This is a genomic window from Thermosipho atlanticus DSM 15807, from assembly GCF_900129985.1.
GTDB lineage: Bacteria > Thermotogota > Thermotogae > Thermotogales > Fervidobacteriaceae > Thermosipho_A > Thermosipho_A atlanticus.
Genome location: NZ_FQXN01000004.1, coordinates 76,906 through 97,311, shown reverse-complemented (window position 1 = coordinate 97,311; position 20,406 = coordinate 76,906). Strand labels below are relative to the sequence as shown.

At 31.0% G+C, this 20,406-nt stretch carries 17 protein-coding genes; 10 read left to right on the top strand and 7 right to left on the bottom strand.

Annotated elements, in window-relative coordinates; genetic code table 11:
- Positions 1–6: 6 nt before the first annotated feature.
- Genes BUB65_RS05735 through BUB65_RS05715 form a run of 5 tightly spaced genes read right to left on the bottom strand, consistent with a single transcriptional unit; the run spans position 7 to position 8,008 of the window.
- Positions 7–1,254, bottom strand: coding sequence for a PAS domain-containing protein (locus BUB65_RS05735; RefSeq protein WP_073073129.1), 1,248 nt, complete (start codon positions 1,252–1,254; stop codon positions 7–9).
- Positions 1,251–4,733 (bottom strand): chromosome segregation protein SMC, encoded by a 3,483-nt coding sequence (smc, locus tag BUB65_RS05730; protein WP_073073128.1) that lies wholly within the window; start codon positions 4,731–4,733, stop codon positions 1,251–1,253. Before smc ends, BUB65_RS05735 begins: the two co-directional genes overlap by 4 nt.
- A complete protein-coding gene (gene murC / locus BUB65_RS05725) occupies positions 4,730–6,031 on the bottom strand; it encodes a UDP-N-acetylmuramate--L-alanine ligase (RefSeq protein WP_073073127.1) in 1,302 nt (433 codons plus the stop codon). Before murC ends, smc begins: the two co-directional genes overlap by 4 nt.
- Positions 6,028–7,047: a UDP-N-acetylglucosamine--N-acetylmuramyl-(pentapeptide) pyrophosphoryl-undecaprenol N-acetylglucosamine transferase gene (locus BUB65_RS05720; protein ID WP_407701162.1), complete on the bottom strand. Its 1,020-nt coding sequence runs from the start codon at positions 7,045–7,047 to the stop codon at positions 6,028–6,030. Before BUB65_RS05720 ends, murC begins: the two co-directional genes overlap by 4 nt.
- A gap of 1 nt (position 7,048) precedes the next feature.
- On the bottom strand, positions 7,049–8,008 hold the full coding sequence (locus BUB65_RS05715) for a 2-hydroxyacid dehydrogenase (RefSeq protein WP_073073125.1): 960 nt from the start codon (positions 8,006–8,008) through the stop codon (positions 7,049–7,051).
- 101 nt (positions 8,009–8,109) lie between these two features.
- On the opposite strand from BUB65_RS05715, the gene BUB65_RS05710 reads away from it, so the two are divergent.
- From BUB65_RS05710 to BUB65_RS05700, 3 genes are all read left to right on the top strand, one after another.
- Complete coding sequence (locus tag BUB65_RS05710; protein ID WP_073073124.1) at positions 8,110–8,841, top strand: SagB/ThcOx family dehydrogenase; 732 nt, start codon at positions 8,110–8,112, stop codon at positions 8,839–8,841.
- Between the two features lie 286 nt (positions 8,842–9,127).
- Positions 9,128–9,595, top strand: coding sequence for a YbhB/YbcL family Raf kinase inhibitor-like protein (locus BUB65_RS05705; RefSeq protein ID WP_234946809.1), 468 nt, complete (start codon positions 9,128–9,130; stop codon positions 9,593–9,595).
- Positions 9,596–9,611: 16 nt separating this feature from the next.
- Positions 9,612–12,122 (top strand): hypothetical protein, encoded by a 2,511-nt coding sequence (locus tag BUB65_RS05700; RefSeq protein ID WP_073073123.1) that lies wholly within the window; start codon positions 9,612–9,614, stop codon positions 12,120–12,122.
- 5 nt (positions 12,123–12,127) lie between these two features.
- Here the strand turns inward: BUB65_RS05700 and lysA are convergent, their stop codons facing one another.
- Both lysA and BUB65_RS05690 read right to left on the bottom strand, forming a co-directional pair.
- Positions 12,128–13,288, bottom strand: coding sequence for a diaminopimelate decarboxylase (gene lysA / locus BUB65_RS05695; protein WP_073073122.1), 1,161 nt, complete (start codon positions 13,286–13,288; stop codon positions 12,128–12,130).
- Positions 13,272–14,384, bottom strand: a complete 1,113-nt coding sequence (locus BUB65_RS05690) for a M20 metallopeptidase family protein (protein WP_073073121.1) — start codon at positions 14,382–14,384, stop codon at positions 13,272–13,274. The genes lysA and BUB65_RS05690 overlap by 17 nt, the downstream gene beginning before the upstream one ends.
- A 93-nt stretch (positions 14,385–14,477) precedes the next feature.
- Between BUB65_RS05690 and pheS the strand changes: the two genes are divergently transcribed.
- The 7 genes from pheS to BUB65_RS05655 are packed head-to-tail and all read left to right on the top strand — an operon-like array spanning position 14,478 to position 20,397.
- Entirely contained in the window at positions 14,478–15,455 is a 978-nt protein-coding gene (pheS, locus tag BUB65_RS05685) for a phenylalanine--tRNA ligase subunit alpha (RefSeq protein ID WP_073073119.1), read from the top strand.
- A 1-nt stretch (position 15,456) separates the two neighbouring features.
- Positions 15,457–16,389 (top strand): tRNA pseudouridine(55) synthase TruB, encoded by a 933-nt coding sequence (gene truB, locus BUB65_RS05680; protein ID WP_073073329.1) that lies wholly within the window; start codon positions 15,457–15,459, stop codon positions 16,387–16,389.
- Entirely contained in the window at positions 16,386–17,459 is a 1,074-nt protein-coding gene (locus BUB65_RS05675) for a DUF933 domain-containing protein (RefSeq protein ID WP_073073117.1), read from the top strand. Before truB ends, BUB65_RS05675 begins: the two co-directional genes overlap by 4 nt.
- Positions 17,460–17,470: 11 nt before the next feature.
- A complete protein-coding gene (locus BUB65_RS05670; protein ID WP_073073116.1) occupies positions 17,471–17,707 on the top strand; it encodes a DUF370 domain-containing protein in 237 nt (78 codons plus the stop codon).
- Positions 17,698–18,891: a TIGR04013 family B12-binding domain/radical SAM domain-containing protein gene (locus BUB65_RS05665; protein WP_084728048.1), complete on the top strand. Its 1,194-nt coding sequence runs from the start codon at positions 17,698–17,700 to the stop codon at positions 18,889–18,891. The genes BUB65_RS05670 and BUB65_RS05665 overlap by 10 nt, the downstream gene beginning before the upstream one ends.
- Positions 18,866–19,660, top strand: coding sequence for a carbon-nitrogen hydrolase family protein (locus BUB65_RS05660; RefSeq protein WP_073073113.1), 795 nt, complete (start codon positions 18,866–18,868; stop codon positions 19,658–19,660). Before BUB65_RS05665 ends, BUB65_RS05660 begins: the two co-directional genes overlap by 26 nt.
- A complete protein-coding gene (locus BUB65_RS05655; protein WP_143606700.1) occupies positions 19,657–20,397 on the top strand; it encodes a ZIP family metal transporter in 741 nt (246 codons plus the stop codon). Before BUB65_RS05660 ends, BUB65_RS05655 begins: the two co-directional genes overlap by 4 nt.
- Positions 20,398–20,406 lie beyond the last annotated feature (9 nt).

Genomic DNA, 20,406 nt, shown 5'->3' with positions numbered 1-20,406 from the left:
CTTGAGTTACAAATTATCATTTACATAATGTTCTGACAAAAAGGCAGTAAGTAAATCTACAAAATAACCCAATATTTTCTTACTCTCTTCTGAAAAATGTTTTTTAGAAAAATTATCAACCGAGATGTTTCCAACAACCTTATTTCCTATCTTAAACACTCCAATTAGAGGAATAAAGTTTGGATCATTCATACCATAACTAGATAATATTTGAGCTAATACACTCTTTTCTACCAGTTCTTTAGCATTGGTAATTTCAAAAACTTTCTCACCTCTATTTATTTTATTGCAAATGTCAGTCCCATACGCTGTCTTTTGTTTAGGAAAACTCAATGAAGAAGCGCCTGGATAACCTTTTTCCGCTAAACATTTATATTCATCTCCTACGATTAACCATACAGAACCTTTTTCGGCTTCAGGAATAATTTCCACAATGTCCTCAAGAACTTTTTTAAAGAATGTCTTTAAATCTTTTTTCTTCCAAGAAGTAACTGTTTTAACCATTTTTTCGAGAGTTTTATAATACCTTTCAGTTTTTATTGTCTCTTCTATGGATTTTAAGACATTCTCTATCTTTGGAACAGTTATCGGGTAAATTTGTTTTATTAATTTAAAATAATATGGAAGACTCTTTATTACCAATTTATAATTTTCAATTGGAAGAACAATCCACTTTTCATTATCAACCGAAAATTCTTTTAAATCTTCCTTAGCTTTGGCTCTTTCACAAACTTTTTCAGGAATATATGATTTTAAAATTACATCGTCTTTGATAAGAGCATAATCTCCCATTTCGCTTTCATCACGTAATCGTTCAAATAGAACAATCATAAAGCTATCTTTATCTTCAAAATGCTCCATCAACAGCTCCCTTATAATCTCATTTACTGTTAAAACACCCTTTAACGAAAGCTCATATAAATAACGATCAGTATTATCGATTATAAAACCAGCTACTCCATATGTACCATCACCAAGTCTTATAGGAATTTTGTTTACTATAAGGTACTTACCAAAAAGTTCCGTTTCATAAGTAACAGCTCTTTTGCTTTTAATGATCTTCTTATCAATTTCTTCATGAACATCTTCACCAAACAATTTCTTGTTGGTTTTTCCAATCACTCTTCGTTCATTAATTCCAAAGAATTTCTCCCATTCTTTGTTAATCCATAAATATCTTAATTTGTTATCTTTTATAAACGCAGGAGCCGGAAATCGTTCAAAAAACTGTTGTAAATAAAATAAATGTCTCATATCACTTCCTCCAATCTCACAGGAACTATATTAGATACGTCATTATTCTTAGTAACACCTAGCATAATATCGGCAGCTTCCATAACAATCTTATTATGAGTAACAACAATAAACTGTGCTTCAGAACTTTTCAACAATCTTTTAAAACGTTCAGAATTGTATTCATCAAGAGGAGCATCTGCTTCATCTAATACATAGAAAGCACTTGGTTGAGCTTCAAGTAACGCCATTAATAAAGCTAAACCCACTAACGCCTTTTCTCCACCAGAAAGAAGTTGTAATTTCTGTGATCTACCTCTTCCCTTTGAAATAATAATTTCTATACCACTTTCAAGCAAATTATCTTTATCCATAATCTTTATAATTCCCGTACCACCATAAAATAATTGTTCAACATATTTTTTAAAAGCATTATTGACAATATTAAACGTTTTAAGAAACACTTGTCTTGCTTCTTCATCCGTCCTCTCAATTAATTCTACCAATTTTTTCTTAGCTTCTTCAAGATCCTTTTTTTGTGTTTCAAGTTCATCGTATTCTTTTGATACTCTTTCGTATTCTTCCTGGGCACCTAAATCCACTGGACCAATATATTTAATCTTATTTTCAAAATTTTCAATCTTTTTTCTTAATTCATCCAATTCGTCTACATCTAATTTTACCTCTTTTCTATATTCTTCAGGAATATTTTCAATTTTAAGTTTCTTTTCCTGAATTTTTAGTTCTAAATTGTGTAATTCTTCCCTTATCTTTTCCGTTTCTTCACGCAAACTTTCCATTTCTTTTTCCAAGTTTTCCATCTCTTTAATTTTTCCTTCTTTACCACTTTTTTTATAATTAATACTACTAAAAAGTTCATCAGTTTCTGCTTTCAATGCTTGGAGCTCCTTTTCGTTTTCATCGATCAATTCTTGAAATTTATTCATCTCTTCTTTTATCCTCTTTGTTTCCAACATCATCTCAGAAATTTTGTTGTCAATTTCCTTTTCTCTTTCATGAATTCTTTTAATTTCAGATTCATATTGAATCTTTCTTTCGTATAAACCTCTTACTTCCGTTTGATAATCTGCATACTTCTCGTTAATTTCATCTAGCTTTTCTCTGTCTTCAAAAATTTCCTTGTTAAAATTCTCTAGCTCTTTCTTCAATTTTTTCATTTGTTCACCAATTTCGACTATCTCTTTGTTCAATGACTCTTTTCTTTCCTCAATACCTCTAATTCTGAGTTCATATTCCCTTTTTAATTTCTCGAAGTTTTCTACTTCTTTAGAAAGTTCTGAATGAGTTTTCAAAAGTTCCTGTAACATTCTTTTAGCTGAATTACTCTTGCTTGTATATTCCATCAATTCAGAATTTATAGTATCTGCGTAATCTCTTAATTCGTCGATTTCTGCTTTCAAACCCTTTATCTTTTCTTGTATTTCCTTTTCAACTTTTTCTATATCTTTGTGTTCTTCTTTAAGCTTTTCGATAAGATTTTTTCTAGCTAAAAATGAATGAGTATTTTCATATTTTCCTCCAGTCATCGATCCTTGATTACTAACAATATCGCCTTCAAGTGTTGCTATTCTTCCGACCTTGCTTTTTTTCTTTATCTTTATTGCAATATCAATGTTTTCAACTACTATATCGTTGCCAAACAAATATTCAAGTAATTTTTCTTTACTTTCACGAATTTTGTTTATCCTAACAAGTTCTCTTGCAAAACCATATACACCTTTTTCATCCGGAAGCTTAACAGACCTAACATTTCTATTTATTAAATCAAGTGGAACAACTGTAACTCTTCCAATTCTTTTCTCTTTTGCAAATTCCAAAATCTTTTTAGCATTATCGGCAGTATCAACTACAATATGTTGTAAAGCTCCCCCAAGTAGTGCCTCTATTGCTTCCACATATTTTTCCGGTGTTTCTATCAAATTTGCAACAACATCAATAATTCCCTCAAATTGTTCTTTAATCTCAAATACTTTTTTTACAGCATGAGAAAAACCTTGATATTCGTTCAACTGCTTTTCTAAAATCGAAATTTCAGAAATTATTTCCTTTTTTCTATGAAGAATCTTTTCAAATTCTTCTTTTAAATATTCTCTTTGACTTGTAAGATCCCGGATTTGATTTTTTGTATTTTCCAATTCTTCTAATAATCTCTTTGTTTTTTCATCGTATTTATTTGCATTCTCAGAAAGTTCTGAAATTTCTCCATCGAGTTCCTGATATCTTGATTTTTTTGATTCCAACTGTTCAATGATCATATCCAATCTTTCTCGAAAATCTCTTTGAGAATCGTATATACTATTTCTTTCGTTTTCCAATTTATTGGCCTTTTTTTCGAGTTCATCAAACTCCCCTTTTTTCTTTAAAAACTCCATTTCTTTTTCAGAATATTTGGATGTTAATAGATTTCTCTCTTCTTCAATGCTCGCTAAAATTCTTTCTTTATCCTGTATTTCTTTTTTTAACGAATCCATTATTAAAGAAATCTCTTCTTCTCTTTTCCCTAATCTTTCTTTTTCGTCTTTTAAAGAATCAATTTTAGAAGTCTTTTCCACGTAGTTACTCTTTAGTTCGTTTAATTTATTAATCAAAGTATTCCTTAATTCTAACAATTGATTTTGCCTCTGTTTGTGACTTTCAAGCAAATCAGTAAAACTTTCCATTTCTTTACTTATTTCATTAAACTCTTCCCTTAATATAGACCATCTGCTTTCAATCTTTGCAAGTTTCTGAATTTTTTCTTTTAAATGTTCCTTTTTGGTTGTACGTTCTTCTTCGAGTTTTTTCAAAAGGTTGCTTTCATGGTAAAAAATTCCTCCATAATATTTTTCCTTTAATTGTTCAAGCTCTTTTTCATATTCTAAATATTTTTCCGCTTTTTTTGCTTTTATATATAAACTTCTCTTATTCTTGCCTATTTCATATAATATATCTTTCAACCTCTCCAAATTCGCTTCGGTTCCCGCCAATTTCCCTAATGCCTCTTTTTTTCTATCTAAATAAACCGATGTTCCAGCCGCATCTTCAATCAATTTCCTTATATCCTGTGGACTTGATGTTACAATTCTTTCAATTTTACCCTGCCCTACAATAGAAAACATTCCTGTAGATTTAAAAAGTTGCTTTATATCCTTGAGTCTTGCAACATCACCATTAATGTAATAAGTGCTATTACCCTCAATTGTTAGTTCTCTGGCTATTTTAATTTCCTTACCATCGAAATCGAAAGTTAACTCTACATAAGCACTTCTAGCTGGCCTAATCTTATCTGAACCTTTAAAAATAACATCACTCTTATCAGTAGCTCTTAATTCTTTCAAAGAATGTTCTCCAAATGCCCATTGTATCGCTTCAACGATATTAGATTTACCTGACCCGTTAGGGCCCACTATCACTGTAATATCTGGCGATATTGGAAGAGTTGTTGGATAAGCAAAAGATTTAAATCCTTTTAAATATATTTTTTTGAGTTTAACACTCAAACTCTTAATCCTCCCAACATATTTTTAAAAATTTTTGAAACATTGATAATATCTCCTGCACCAGCAAAAATATAAACACCTGGCTTCACTTTAAGATATTTCAAAATATTTTCTTTATCACCAACAAACAAAGCGTTATCTATTAATTCTGCAACATTTTTTGCACTTATGCCATCCTTTTCTTCAAATGCTCCATACACTTCCGTAATAAATATATTATCTGCAATTGTCAACGATTTTGCAAAATCTTTCCATTCTCTCTTCAAACGAGTATATCTGTGTGGTTGAAAAATAACAGTGATTTCTTTTCCATTAAAGACTTCCCTTGCAGTTTTTAGTAAACTTTCAATTTCAACCGGCGTATGTGAATAATCATCTATTATAATTATTTCACCATCATCATAACTGATTTGAAACCGCCTTCCAGGTAACACATAATCTCCAAATGCTGATAAGACTGACTCTTGATCTAATCCCATTTCAAAAGTTAACGCAATAACTGCTAAAGCGTTCAAAATATTGTGAGTTCCAGGAACTGATAATTTGAATCTTTTATTTCCAAAAGGAGTTGATATTTTTATAAATTGATTATACATTTTTTTCTCTACTGAAATCAAATGGTAATTACCTTTCTCTATCCCAAATGTTATTGTTTTTCTTAAAATATTCTCTTCAGCATTAGAAATACATAACTTAGCTTTGCTACATGAACTTTTGAAATTCTCAATATATTCTTCATAATTTTTAAAATTTTCAATATGATCTCCTCGTATATTTGTAACTATTAAATATTCTGGTGCATAATCACTAAAACCTGGTTGACTTTCATCCATCTCAAAAACACATAAATTACCACCTTTTCTATAATTGCCATGTTCTAGTTCAGGATGTGTAGAACCTAAAAACACCGTTGGATTCATCCCCAACTTTAATAACACATGTGCTAACATAGATGTTGTTGTTGTTTTACCATCAGTACCGGTAACTCCCAATCTTTTAAAATCTTTCATTATTTGTATATGATGTTGAAGTCTCGTAATAACAGGAATTTTTCTTTCTTTAGCAATCTTCACTTCTGGATTATCTTCTGAAACAGCTGGTGTTCTTACTATCAGGTCAGTATCATCAATATTTTCTGGTTTGTGATTATGAAACACTTTTATGCCTTGATGTTTAAGGTATTTTACTCTTTCGGAAATATATGGATCAGTTCCTGTCACCTCGTTACCCCGGAAATGTTCGTGAAGTGCTTGAGCACTCATTCCAATTCCACCTATACCAAGAAAATGAATTTTCACTTTTTCACCTCTTTTAATATCTCTTCGACAATGATTTTTGCAGGATTTTTCTTGTTTAAAATTTTTCTTTCTCTTTGTACCAATATTTCTATCTTTGAAACTAAGTCGTTCAAATTAACTTCTTTTTCTTTAATCATATATCCTAATTTACTTTTAACTATTTGTTTTGCATTTTCAATTTGGTGCGATTCTGTGGAACCTTCCCAGGGAATTACAATTGATGGAACTTCAAAATAAAGAAGTTCATATATTGTTGTTGCTCCTCCACGAGTTATAGCACAAGAAATACTTCTATAATAATCGTACATGTTATCAATATATGGAAATACTTTTAAATTTTTCTCTTTACATTTTACCTTCTTACCCCCGGACGATAAAATAAAATTATAATTCTTCATTTTATTAGCCAATTTACACGCTAATTCATTTAAAAACTCACTTCCACCGCTTCCGCCAACAATTAAAATTGTAGGAGTTTCAAATTTTAATTCCCCTTTTGTTTTTATTCTTACGGGATTACCGGAAACAATTATCTTTTCTTTTACATCTTCTGGAAAATAATCTATGGAACTTTCAAATGAAACAAATATTTTTTCTGCAAACTTTGATAGTTTTAAATTTGACAATCCAGGAATCACATTCTGTTCATGTATATAAAGAGGTATATTCAATTTATACGCCGAAAGACCCACGGGATAACTTACATAACCTCCTGTAACAAAAACAATATCGGGATTAAACTCTTTCAATTTTTTTAACACTCTTTTCTTGTTGTTGAATATTTTCAACACTCTTGGAATATTCTTAAACGAATAAATTGGTCTAATAAGTCCTTGTACATTAAGTGAATACGTTCTATATTTACTTTCACTCAAAACTTTCTCTTCAAGTTTTCCTTTTACAGTAAAATATAAAACCTCTGTATCAACTTTTTCAGATAAAAACTCCAAAACAGAAAGGGCAGGGTATAAATGTCCTCCTGTTACACCACCAGCAACTGCTATCTTTACCTTCAATTCAATCATCCCATACTAAATTTCTTGGCTTTTTACCCTCAAGCGCATCGATTACATTTTCTGCAACTATTACCGACATTTTCGATCTTGTTTCACACGTAGCTGAACCAATATGTGGTAAAACCACAACATTATCAAGCTTCTCAAGTCCAGGAGTAAGTTGGGGCTCATTTTCATAAACATCGAATCCTGCACCGGCTATTTTACCTTCCTTTAGCAATTCATACAAAGCTTTTTCATCTACAACAGGACCTCTTGCCGTATTTACAAGAATAGCTGTTGGTTTTAAAAGACGAAGTTTCTCTTTATTTAATAAATGATGAGTCTCTTTTGTTAAGGGGACATTAATCGAAATAAAATCTGATTCTTTTAAAAGATAGTCCAAATCTACATAATCAGCTTTATACTTTTTTTCAATATCATCAGGTAATCTTCTCCTGTTATGATAAATTACCTTCATCCCAAATCCTAAAGCTCTTCTTGCAACAGCTTGACCAATTCTCCCCATTCCAATAATTCCAAGTGTTTTTCCATATATTTCATAACCTAAAAATAATTTTGGTTTCCACCCCTCAAACTTTCCTTCACGCACAAATCTGTCGGCGGGTATTATTTTTCTGGCAACTGCTAAAATAAGCGCCCAAGCTATATCAGCTGTTGCTTCAGTTAATACTCCGGGAGTATTAGTTACAAATATACCCTTCGATTTTGCATATTCAACATCAATATTGTTATATCCTACTGCATAATTGGCAATTATTTTCAATCTTTTGCCAGAATCTATAAATTCTTTATCTACAGGATCACGAAGTTGAGTAATTACCGCATCTACATCCTTTATCTTTTCAAGCATTTCTTCTTTTGTCAAAAATCTTTCTTCTTCATGAACTTCTAATTCAAACTTTTGCGATAAAATTTTCAAGCCTTCGTCGGGTATTTTATACGTTACAAAAACTTTCATACTAAACCTCCTACTTTAAATATATATTTTCTTACATTATATTATACCATTCATCTTAAATAATAAAAATGGTATAATTAGTTTGTATTGGAGGGATTAATATGGAAAAAACTAGAGAATTCTTAAAATCAAGTTGGCGAAATATTAAAGAAACGGACAGGAAGAAAGGTTTACCAAAACCTCCTGTTGAAAAACCTTATAACAAACTTGACACAGTTATTGATCTACCAAAGTTCAATGATTTTAATGATTTAGGCAGTGCTAGATTAATAGACTTAATTTCAAAAAGAAGAAGTAGAAGAAAGTATTCAACTTCTCCACTTTCACTGAAAGAACTTTCGTTTCTTCTCTGGAGCACCCAGGGAGTAAGTAAATACATTAAAGAAAAAGAAGTTGTATTTAAAACCGTCCCTTCTGCTGGAGCATGCCATCCTTTTGAAACTTATTTAGTTGTATTTGACGTTGAAGGTCTTGAAAAAGGTATATACAGATTTCTATCTCTAGAACATAAACTCCTCCTTCTAAAGACAGGAGATTTCTCAAAAGAAATAATTGATGCAACTCTTGGACAACAATTTATAGGAAATTCTTCCGTTGTTTTTGTTTGGGCTGCAATTCCATACAGAACAGAATGGAAATATGCTCAAGAGTCATACAAAGCCATTGCTCTGGATGCAGGGCACATTTGTCAAAATCTCTACCTTGCCACTGAATCTATTGGATGTGGAACATGTGCAGTTGCAGCCTATGATCAAGAAAAAATGGATCAACTAATTGGGCTGGATGGCCAAAACGAATTCGTTGTATATTTAGCTCCCGTTGGCAAACTTTAAACTTAACTTAGTTCACTTATTTAACTACCCTACTACGAATTTAAAACCTACCACACTCTAATAAATCTGATCACTTTTTTTTATAAAGAGAAGTGTTGGCTTTTCTCCAATACTTGCTCTTAAAGTTTGTTGTATTCATCTTCTTCAAGTTCAATAAATATTTATCCATATTTGGTATTCTTCCTTCTAATATCCAAACCCCAAAAATCTTTCAAAATTGTATAAACATCCATATCTTTTGAACTTTAAAACTACAATGTTATATAATTATAAGGAGGCGAGTATAATGATTAAAATTTCAACTGAATTTGACAATAATGATTTTATCCCAAAAAAATATACCTGTGATGGAGAAAATATAAACCCAAAAATAATAATCCAAGACATTCCAAAAAAAGCCAAAACTTTGGTTATAATTTGCGACGATTCAGATGCTCCATTCAAAACATTTGTTCACTGGATTATTTGGAATATTCCAGTCAAAGATTCATACATAATTGTAAAAGAAGGACTCCCAAAAATAAATGTTCTTCCCAACAATGCAAAACAAGGACTTAATGATTTTGGAAAGTTAGGCTATTATGGCCCATGTCCATCAAAACATAATGAGATTCACCATTATTTTTTCAAAGTCTATGCTATTAACACAAAATTGGAACTTGACGGAAAAATAACAAAAAATATTCTTGAAAAAGCTTTCAAAAATTTCGTAGTTGATGAAGGGAAAATAGTCGGGTTGTATAAAAGAACATAAATAGGAGGAAAATTAAATGAAAAAATTATATAGCTTAATAATTTTATTTATCTTAGTTTCTTTAGGGATTTCAAATGCAATCTCTTTTGAACATGCAACAATTTATTATCCAAAAGGTTATGAAAAACTTGCTATTAAAATTGGGAATAAATTTGAATCAATAAGGAAGTATGTTATCGACATATTTTCTTTTGATCCTGGGAAAATAAACATATTTATTGAACCCAATACTGTAATTACTAATGGTTATGCAAATTATTTACAGAACAACACAATTAAATTGTATACTTGGCATCCTACAGGGCTTGATTATACTTACCTCCCGTTAGATGATTGGTATACATTTCTCCTTATACACGAGTTTACTCATCTAGTTACCTTAAGAAAGTTAAAAGGATTAAATAGAATATGTGCAGAACTAAAAATGCCTTATGTACCAAATTTTGGAAAATTCTCTTATGAAGCTTTTACGGTATTTAGTGAATCTTCTCATTCAGAAAATTCAGGACGTTTGAATAATCCAAATATTTCAGATGAGTTATTCAAAACTTTTGACAAAACTTTACCTAATGATAGTTTAATGAATGATTTTAGATACGGTTTAGTAAACTATAATGCAAACGGTGGTTTTCTAAAATATCTAATTGACAAATATGGAGTGCAAAAGGTACGGACCTATATTGAAAATTCCATGAATTGGTCATATAGTTGGCCAGAATTAATGCTAAATTTTTCGTTCCCCTATATTTCTTCATTCAGACTCCTTTATTTAATTCAAAATCCATTTAAAAGTATATTTGGAATTTCATATAAAAAATCAATTGAAGAATGGCTTGATTCTTTGAAAGATACTAAAACCCCTGGAAAATTGGTTTACAAAGGGGTGAATGAAAGAATATACAAGATCGAAACAATAAATAACGAATTGTACATTTTATCTTCTTCTTTCGGAGCAGTTTCAGGCTATTTTAACCATCCAATTAACAAACTTACAATTATTTCAAAAAATGGAGTAATAAAAAAGAGAATTTATTTATCAGCAAATGATTTTAAAGTAGAAAAAAACAACATTTACATTTTGAAATATGGAGACAACAATATGGAGATATGGAATGTTACTCAGAATAAGAAATTGGCTTCTGGTAAAATTAGTGCATTTGATGTATACAATGGAAAATTGGTGTATTCTCTATATAATGATATGGAAGATATATCTATAATAAAGGGGCTTGATAAAGACTTTCGTGTAAATGGTTTCATTAGAAATCTAGCCTTTACTGGCGAAAAGTTATACTATCTTGTTGGAAATTCCCTCTGGAAGTTTGAAAATGGAAAAGCTAACTTAATTGATAATTTTTCCTTAAAAGGAGCTTTTTTGAAAAAAAAGGATAAAGACGTTTATCTGGTATCAAAAATCAACGGAAAAATGGAATTTGTAAAAGTTGGAACACCCTTCATTAAAATTTCAAATAATTTAAATATAATTGATGCTTCAATAGATGGGGAACTATTTTTTGTCACATACTTACAAAACAAGCCCGGAATGGGAGTATATAAAACGCAAACTAACCACGAAACAGTTGAAAATAAAATATTAGAAATACCTAAAACGCACAATTATAAGTATAAATCACTTTCTCAGTTTGACGAATATAAATATGCTTTAATCCCCTCTGTTTTTGCTCCGTTTTTCTTTACAAACTATTTTCTTCCAATTTCTCCATATGACCTTGGAATTTCTGGTTGGATTGCTGGTGCTTTGTTTGATTTCACAAACACAAATAATGATTTCTTTATTGCTCCATATATCTCCAACTTCAGTACATATGAACCTTATAATAACGAATATATTGAATCAAACTACAATTCTTTTGGTTTTGGATACGGTATAATTACTCAAAATTTAAACAAAAACAACATAATAAGTATTAACCTTTCAGATTTTAAAAATTCCATTCACGTAGGCGTTACATCTTTTTCAATTGAGATTTTAAATTCAAACATCGGTTTCAATAAAAGAATAAACCTTCAAATAAATGGTTTAACGAATTATTTATTAAACAATACTGTATTGAAATTAGATGGAAAACTATCGGTAGCTTTAAATTATTCTAGTGAAAACTTCTCATTTGGAATAGGAGAAATTAATAACTTTGCATATGACGGTACTACAACAAATCTCTCTCCATCTTTCTATATAGGAGTTTTAAATTTCATTTCTCAACAGAGCTATTTGTATGGTAACGTAAGCTTTGACTTTGAAGGTCTTAATATTTATGGAGTCTCAATAAACAACATATTTTCATTTTACAAACAGTCAGGAATAGGTATAGGTTACATCGGGCATTATAACTTCAATAATGTTAGTAAATCAAGCAATAATTTTATTTTATACTCATATATTGGACATCCAAAATCAAATATTATGTATCTACAAGCTGGTATTATAGGCAACTTAAAAGGTGAAATTAAACCTTTTATAGGTTTAGGAACATCACCCCATAATATATCTGCAATTCTTTACTAAATCAGCTAAATAATACAAGAACTAAAGAGTTCTTCAACTTTTTGTTTTTTTCTTATTAATTTCAAACTTCCATCCTTCTTTACTAAAACCTCTGCAGGTTGGGTAGTACCATTGTAATTATTAGCCATAGAAAACCCATATGCACCTGCGTTTTTTACAACTATTAAATCGCCTATTTTAGGCAAATTAAGTTCAATATCCTTAGCTAAAAAATCGCCAGATTCACAAAGTGGACCAACAACATCAACTTTTTCTACTGGGCCTGATTTATCTAATACTTCAATCTCATGATATGCACCATACAATGCCGGTCTGATTAAATGATTCATACCACTTTCCGTTACTACAAAAGTTTTTGTTTCAGTTTTTTTTACCATTACAACTTTAGTTAACAAAAAACCAGCCGGTGCAAATATAAACCTACCTATTTCATTAATAATTAAATCAAAATTTTTTAAGGTCGGTAAGAGTTCTTTTCTTAGTATATTTAGATCAAGCTCATTTTCTGATTTATATTTTATTCCCCAACCTCCACCAATATTAATCTTTCTTATATTGTATTTTTTAGCTAATTCATAGGTTTTTTCTAATGCTTCTTTAAAAGGTAAAACTTCCGTTATTTGGGAACCTATATGTAAATGGAACCCAGAAATTCTTTCGCTGTATTTTTTTAAAAGATCTTCTGCTTGGGTAAAACTCATTCCAAATTTGTGTTTTTTCAAACCTGTAGAAATATATGGATGAGTTTTAGCATCGATATCAGGATTAACCCTTAAAAATAATTCTATGTTATTTTCTTCTTTCCATAGATAATTAAACTCTTCAAAAGAATCAACATTGACATACTTAACTTTGTTCTTTATCATGTATTCTTTTTGCTCAAATGTCTTTCCATTTCCATTCCAAACAATTTTATCGGGTGATATACCTGCCAAAGTACAGGCTAATAACTCTCCCTCACCCAATATATCTGCTCCAAAACCCATCTCCTCTAGTATTTTTAAAAGTGCCGGGTTATTATTTGCTTTAACAGCTACCGTAGGAAGGAAATTCAAATCTTCAAAAACTTCTTTTACCTTTTTTGCTCTCTTTAACAATATATCCTCAAAATATACATAAACAGGTGTACCATAAATATCTGCAATGTTTTCAAACTTCTCTTTCACTTTCTATCAACTCCTTCAAAAAGCTGTAGACAAACGAAGAATAAAATTCAATAACATCATCATCAGGCAAAAATTTTGAATTATGAAGTCCCACTCTTTCACCTTTTAAAGTTCCAGCCCAAAACATTAGTGAAGGATAACGAAGTGAGAAATATCCAAAATCCTCTCCGGTATACTTCATTCCACAATTTATAAACCTCATCTCTTCGTTTCGGCTTACAAAATCTTTAAAACTATTATATAACTTTTCATTAACTTCAACTTGCGGGTAAATACTTCCTTTTGTTAACAAATAACCTCCAAGATGTTTATTAGAAATTTCGTGAGCAATTTTTGATATTTCATCTATAATTTCTTCGGTATGCTCCAACGAAGGTGTCCTAATACTCCCAAAAATAGTAGTTTCTTTTGAAACTATATTCCTAGCATTTCCACCCTCTATTTTGCCAAATCCAACTAATGTATCCTTGAATTTTCTTTTATAAAACTCATTTAAAAATTGCATTGTAATTTTTATTGAATCTATTCCTTGTTCGTAAAAAGCTATATGTGCTGATTTACCTGTAAAAGTTAAATCAATCTCAGTTGCTGCCGCAAAGAGAATTCCCGGAGTTGTAGCAACTGTTTTAAAATCATATTCATCAGTAACATGTAACGCAAAAGCATATTTTATAGGTAATTCTTCAATTTCTTCTAATACATACGATGCACCCGCTCCTGTTTCTTCGCCAGGTTGAAATATAAATATGAAATTTTCATTTAAATTACTTGATAAAATTTTCTGTATAAGGTCATATGCAATTGACATGTGCACATCGTGACCACATGCATGCATATTACCATTCTTTGCTGCATATTTCCAATCCGTTTCTTCTTTTATTGGAAGAGCGTCCATATCTGCTCTATATAAAATAAATGGGTTATTTTTCATCACTTCATAAATTGCTAATACACCTGTTCCGGCTATTTTATATACTTTTAATCTTTCATCATTTAGAGACTTTAACGCTTCGATTAAGATTTTTTGTGTTTCGAATTCATGAAATGAAATTTCAGGATTTTGATGAAGTATGTGTCTAAGTTCAATTGCATTCATTGTATCACCTCCAAGTTATTCATATAATATCATATATATGTTATAATTGATATTGAGTTTCGTTTCATAAAGGTTAATTTTGGAGGTGTACAAATGAAAGAAATACAAAAACTTGTCGATGAAGCAATTGAGGAAATAAATCTTGCCAAAAACTCTACAACTCTTAATAATATACGAGTAAAATATCTCGGAAAAAAAGGATTAGTTACCTCTTTAATGAAAAAATTAAAAGAACTTCCACAGGAAGAAAGACCAAAATTTGGAGCTTTAGTAAATGATGCAAAAAACACTATACAGGCAAAAATAAACGACAAATTCCAAGAAATCTCAGCACTTGAAAAAATGCAAAAGTATGAAAAACTAGCAGTTGATATTAGTCTTCCAGGGGCAAGGAAAGATATAGGACACCTCCATATCCTTTCACAAGTACAAAAAGAACTAGAAGATATATTCATCTCTATGGGATTTGAAGTAGTTGAAGGTCCAGAAGTTGAAGACACTTGGCATAACTTTGATGCACTTAACACTCCAGATTGGCATCCAGCAAGGGATGTTCAAGATTCTTTTTATTTTACTGAAGAAAAGCTTTTAAGAACTCATACATCACCTGTTCAAGTTAGAACCATGCTCAAAAGAAAACCACCATTAGCTATCGTTTCACCAGGAAGAGTCTATAGACGGGATTATGATTCTACTCATCTACCTATGTTCACTCAAATGGAAGTTTTATACATAGATCAAAACGTTACAATCAAACATTTAAAATTTACTCTTGAAGAAATGGCAAAAAGAATTTTCGGCGAAAATTCCAAAGTACGATTGAGACCAAGCTTTTTTCCTTTTACCGAACCAAGTTATGAAATCGATGTATGGTTCGGTGACACATGGCTTGAAATATTAGGTGCAGGGATGGTCGATCCTAACGTTTTTAAAAACGTAGGTTACGATCCTACAAAGTGGTCTGGATTTGCATTTGGTTTAGGACTTGAAAGAGTTGCAATGGTTAAATATGGAATAAAAGATATTAGAGACTTTATCAGGAATGATATAAAATTCCTTGAAAATTACTGATATGAATGGAATTCTTAACATATTTAAGCCAAAAGGAATGACTTCACATGATGTTATTGACGAATTAAGAAGAAAATTAAATATTAGGAAAGTTGGACACGCAGGAACGTTAGACCCCTTTGCTGAGGGGGTTTTAATTGTTGGTGTTGGTCCTAGTACACGATTGCTTGAATATTTTAAGAATTTAAAAAAAAGATACTTTGTTAAAGCAATTTTAGGGGTCATTACCGAAACATACGATATAACTGGTGAAGTTCAAGAAGAAAGAGAATGTAGAAAAAATGAAAAAGAAATCGAAAGTGTTATCAACTCATTTAAAGGGAAATATTTGCAAGTTCCACCTGCATATTCTGCCAAAAAATACAAAGGAAAAAAACTATATGAACTTGCAAGAAAAGGAAAAATAATATCACTACCACCCAAAGAAGTAGAAATATTTGAAATAAAAAATATAACGATAGAAAAACCTTATTTTTCTTTTGAAGTAGAAGTTTCACCTGGTACTTATATTAGAAGCTTATGTATGGATATAGGATATAAACTCTCTTGCGGTGCAACTACTGTAGAACTTATACGAACAAGAGTAGGTGATTTTAGAGTTGAAGATTCATTAAATCCTTTTGAAAATTCTGGGGGTAAAATTAAAGAACAAATTATACCTGTCGAACAGGTTTTGAAATTGCCGAAGGTAAATATTTATAAAGATTACGTTGAAAAAATTTTTAATGGAATACAACCAACTCTTGAGTTTATAAAAGAGATAAAAGATGATTTCAAAAAAAACGATGATGTAATGATAATGTGCGATAATAAGTTAATTGCAATTGCCAGAGCAGAAAGAAACTCCTCATTCTTTGAAACTTTAATTACAAAGAATCGTTTAAAAGAAAGAGTATTTACATTAAAAAAAGTTTTTAAGGGGGCGGAATTTTGAAAGTTGGAATTGTTGGTCTACCTCAAGTAGGAAAGACTACTATATTTTCTCTTTTAACTGGTTTAGAAGTTGATCCATATTCAACCACATATCAAAAAGGAATAGCAAAAGTTTATGATAAAAGAGTAAAAATCCTCTCGGATATGTATAACCCTAAAAAAACTACTTATGCAACTCTTGAATTTTTTGACACACCTTCTTTGAATCCTAACGACAAAAAAAGCAGAGCACATGTATTTAATATGGTTCAAAATACAGATGCTTTACTTCTTGTTTTACGGGCCTTTAAAAATGAAAGTGTGCCATTTCCCGAAAACGGTGAAACAGCTTTCAAACAATTAAGAATGACTTTAGACGAGTTTATATTCAGAGATTTGGAGATTGTATCAAGCAGAATTGAAAAACTTGAAAATGCAAAGAGAAAGTTGGAACATAGAGAAGAAAATGAATTAAAAGTACTTTTACATATGAGAGATATACTTGAAAATGAGGACTTTTTGTCACTTCATAGAGACGAATTTACAGAAGATCAAATTAAACTTGTCTCAAGCTATTCCCTTGTAACATTAAAGCCTATAGTTATTACCGTCAATCTTGATGAAACACAATTTGAAAACAAAAATTATGAAAGCAAAGATGAAATATTAAAAGTTGTAAATGAATATAACTTCGCATATATCGAACTTTGCGGATTAATGGAAAAAGAAATACAGGAACTTCCTGAAAATGAGAGAGAAGAATTCTTGAAAGATCTTGGTATTACCGAATCTGGTATTGAAAGACTTTCAAAAACCATGTATAGCCAACTTGGGCTTATTTCATTCTTTACTGTTGGTAAAGATGAAGTACGTGCATGGACACTTAAAAAAGGAAGTACTGCTGTAGAAGCCGCTGGAACTATCCATTCAGATCTAGCTAGAGGATTTATAAAAGCAGAAATCATTAAATACGATGATTTGGTCTCTCTTGGAAGTGAAAAAGAAGTAAAGGAAAAAGGATTGATGAAATTAGTTGGAAAAGAGCATGTAATTGAAGATGGAGATATTATAACTATAAGATTTAATATATAGGAGGCAAAAACATGAAACAAGTTATAAAGCTTACACCAAATATCTTTATCCCAAAATCAAGAATTATTGCGATTCTTCCAATTTCTTCCTCAATTGCGCGAAAGATTAGAGGATTAAACAAAATTGGTGAAAAAATAGTTAACATAACATATGGAGAAGAAGCTAAAACTATTCTCATCATGGACAGTGGCCATATTTTAGTTTCTTCAAAAACACTTGAAGAGGTCGATGAGGCGTTGTGGAAATAAAAAAAATAATTTTTAGATATACTCCGACAAATAGATATAGTATTACGGCACTTGTTGCCTCAATTTATTCTTACACAAAAAATATAGAATTGATTGATGCAAGAAGTTTAGATGATATTCTTATTCATAATACAAAGGGAACTGTCGTTCTCTTTTCTTTTATGAGCTTTGATTTTGAAACGGTAAAAAAAGAAGTCAAAATTCTAAAAGAAAAAGGATACACGTTAATTGCCGGAGGGCCACACGTTACAGCCTTACCCCACCAAGTCTTAGACTTAGGATTTGATTATGTATTTACTGGTGACGGAGAAGAAAATATAAGAAAATTCATCAATGGCAAATATCCTAAAAACAGAATCTACGATGGTACATCTGATAGAGTAGATTTAGCGAAGTTTCCACCATTTTGCCCTGAAAAAAATTTATATATGCCTATAGAAATTTCTAGAGGATGTCCCTTCTCATGTGGATATTGTCAGACTCCAAGACTTGCCGGAAAAATTACAAGACATAGACCCATTGAACAGATTATTGAATATTCTAGGATTGGAGTGAAAAACGGAAGGAAAATTGCCAGATTTATTTCTCCAAACTCATTTGGTTATGGAAGCAAAAATGGGATAACCCCTAACCCAGAAGCCATAGAAGAATTATTATATAACTTGAAAAAAATAGGAGTAGAAGAAATTTACTTTGGTACTTTTCCTTCAGATGTCAGACCTGAAAGCATAACCGATGAAACTCTTTCTGTTATTAAAAAATACGTCAACAACAAATACATTGTAATTGGTGCACAAAGTGGTAGTGACAGAATATTAAAAAAAATTAAACGTGGCCACACTTTAGAACAAATTGAAAATGCTCTTTATCTTTTAAATAAACACGGTTTTATTCCAAAAGTTGATTTTATATTCGGATTTCCTTTTGAAACAGATGAAGAGATAGAAAAAACATTTGAATTTATCGAGAAAATTGTTGAAAAATATAATGCCAAAGTACATGCACATACTTTCATGCCATTGCCTGGAACACCTTTATCAAACGTTGGACCTGGAAAGTTAACTCAAAAGCATTACAAATTTCTTGGGTTACTAACTGCCAAAGGATATCTTGATGGTTATTGGTTAAAACAAGAAGAACTTGCGAGGAGGGTCGCAAGTGTTAATAGCATCAAGCCAATTTAACCCTATACCTGGAAAGTTTGAGTACAATTTTAATAAATATATTGAATTTATTAACGAAGCAGGAAAAAATGGAGCAATGACAATACTTTTTCCTGAATTGTCTTTATCCGGGTATACCTATGATTTTGAAATTTTAAAAAAAGGTGTTGATTTCTTTAAAGAAATAAAATCTGAATTACTGAAACTCTCAAGAAAGTTCAATATGGCTATTGTTGGAGGAACCCCACGTGTTGTTCTTGGAAAATTGAGAAATTCCGTTTTTGTTATAAAAAAGAAAAAGGATATCTTATTTTACGATAAAACTCATTTATTTAGAAAAGAAAAAGAAATTTTTGAACCTGGTGAAAGATTTCTCGTTTACAAATTCAATGGTGTGTATTTTGGAATTTTTATCTGCTATGAAGTTGGTTTTCCAGAAATCGCACGGATATTAGCTATAAATGGCGCACAAGTTTTTTTGGCACCTTTTGCTTTTGGCAAGGAAAGAAAACACATCTATGATATAGCAACAAGAGCACGAGCAATAGAGAATGGTTCTTTTCTTGTTTCATCATCCACAACAGGGAAAGGAGTCATGGAATATCTTGGAAATTCAAGAATAGTTGGTCCTGATGGTACTATTCTTGCTCGTGCAAGAAAAAAAGAGGAAATAATTTATTATGATATAGATGTTTCAACTATTGATTTTTATAGGTTTAAAGAAGAAGGTAAATCTCACGCATATTTTCTAAACAGGCAAAAACATCTTTACACGGATGTGATAAAATGAATATATTCTTAAAGGGTGTATTATTAAGTAGTGTTGCAGGTATGGCTACATCATTAGGTGCTATTCCTTTTTTATTTTTCAAAAAAGGAGTAAATGAAAAATTCATCGATGCATTGCTTGGCATGGCGGCTGGAATAATGCTTGCAGCTAGTGCTTTTAGTCTAGTTGCCCCCTCAATTGAAATGGGCGGATTGTTTAGATTTTTAATAGGATTTTTTCTTGGGGCAATATTAGTAGATATAATGGATAAATATTCTCCACATGAACATTTTCTCAAAGGACATGAGGGCCTTGAACTTGTAAAACTTAAAAAAATATGGCTATTCGTTATAGCTATTACGATTCACAACTTACCTGAAGGAATGGCTGTTGGTGTGAGTGCTTTTTCCGATCAGGCCTTTAGCATTGCTTTTGCCATAGGTGCACAAAATATTCCTGAGGGAGCTGCAGTTACGGCTGCTTTGATAAATGCTGGGTACAGTATTAAAACCTCATTTTTTATCGCGTTTCTTACTGGAGTTGTAGAAATTGTTGGAGGAATTTTTGGTGCTGGAATAGTTTCTATTTCACAAGCACTTTTACCATATATGATGGCTTTTGCTGCTGGTGCAATGATATTTGTTATAAGCGATGAAGTTATTCCAGAAACACACTTAAGAGGAAATGAACGCCTTTCTACTTACTTTCTAATTATAGGATTTTTCATAATGTCAGCCCTTGATGTCATTTTAGGATAGGAGGAATAA

What these genes read in the sequence shown, in the direction of transcription:
- BUB65_RS05715 (WP_073073125.1), bottom strand. Translation starts at nt 8,008, where the DNA reads ATGAAAGTTTTTGTAACGTATAAAATACCCGACGAAGGCTTGAAAATT.
- truB (WP_073073329.1), top strand. Translation starts at nt 15,457, where the DNA reads ATGAATGGAATTCTTAACATATTTAAGCCAAAAGGAATGACTTCACAT.
- pheS (WP_073073119.1), top strand. Translation starts at nt 14,478, where the DNA reads ATGAAAGAAATACAAAAACTTGTCGATGAAGCAATTGAGGAAATAAAT.
- BUB65_RS05710 (WP_073073124.1), top strand. Translation starts at nt 8,110, where the DNA reads ATGGAAAAAACTAGAGAATTCTTAAAATCAAGTTGGCGAAATATTAAA.
- BUB65_RS05700 (WP_073073123.1), top strand. Translation starts at nt 9,612, where the DNA reads ATGAAAAAATTATATAGCTTAATAATTTTATTTATCTTAGTTTCTTTA.
- BUB65_RS05705 (WP_234946809.1), top strand. Translation starts at nt 9,128, where the DNA reads ATGATTAAAATTTCAACTGAATTTGACAATAATGATTTTATCCCAAAA.
- BUB65_RS05690 (WP_073073121.1), bottom strand. Translation starts at nt 14,384, where the DNA reads ATGAATGCAATTGAACTTAGACACATACTTCATCAAAATCCTGAAATT.
- BUB65_RS05735 (WP_073073129.1), bottom strand. Translation starts at nt 1,254, where the DNA reads ATGAGACATTTATTTTATTTACAACAGTTTTTTGAACGATTTCCGGCT.
- BUB65_RS05670 (WP_073073116.1), top strand. Translation starts at nt 17,471, where the DNA reads ATGAAACAAGTTATAAAGCTTACACCAAATATCTTTATCCCAAAATCA.
- BUB65_RS05655 (WP_143606700.1), top strand. Translation starts at nt 19,657, where the DNA reads ATGAATATATTCTTAAAGGGTGTATTATTAAGTAGTGTTGCAGGTATG.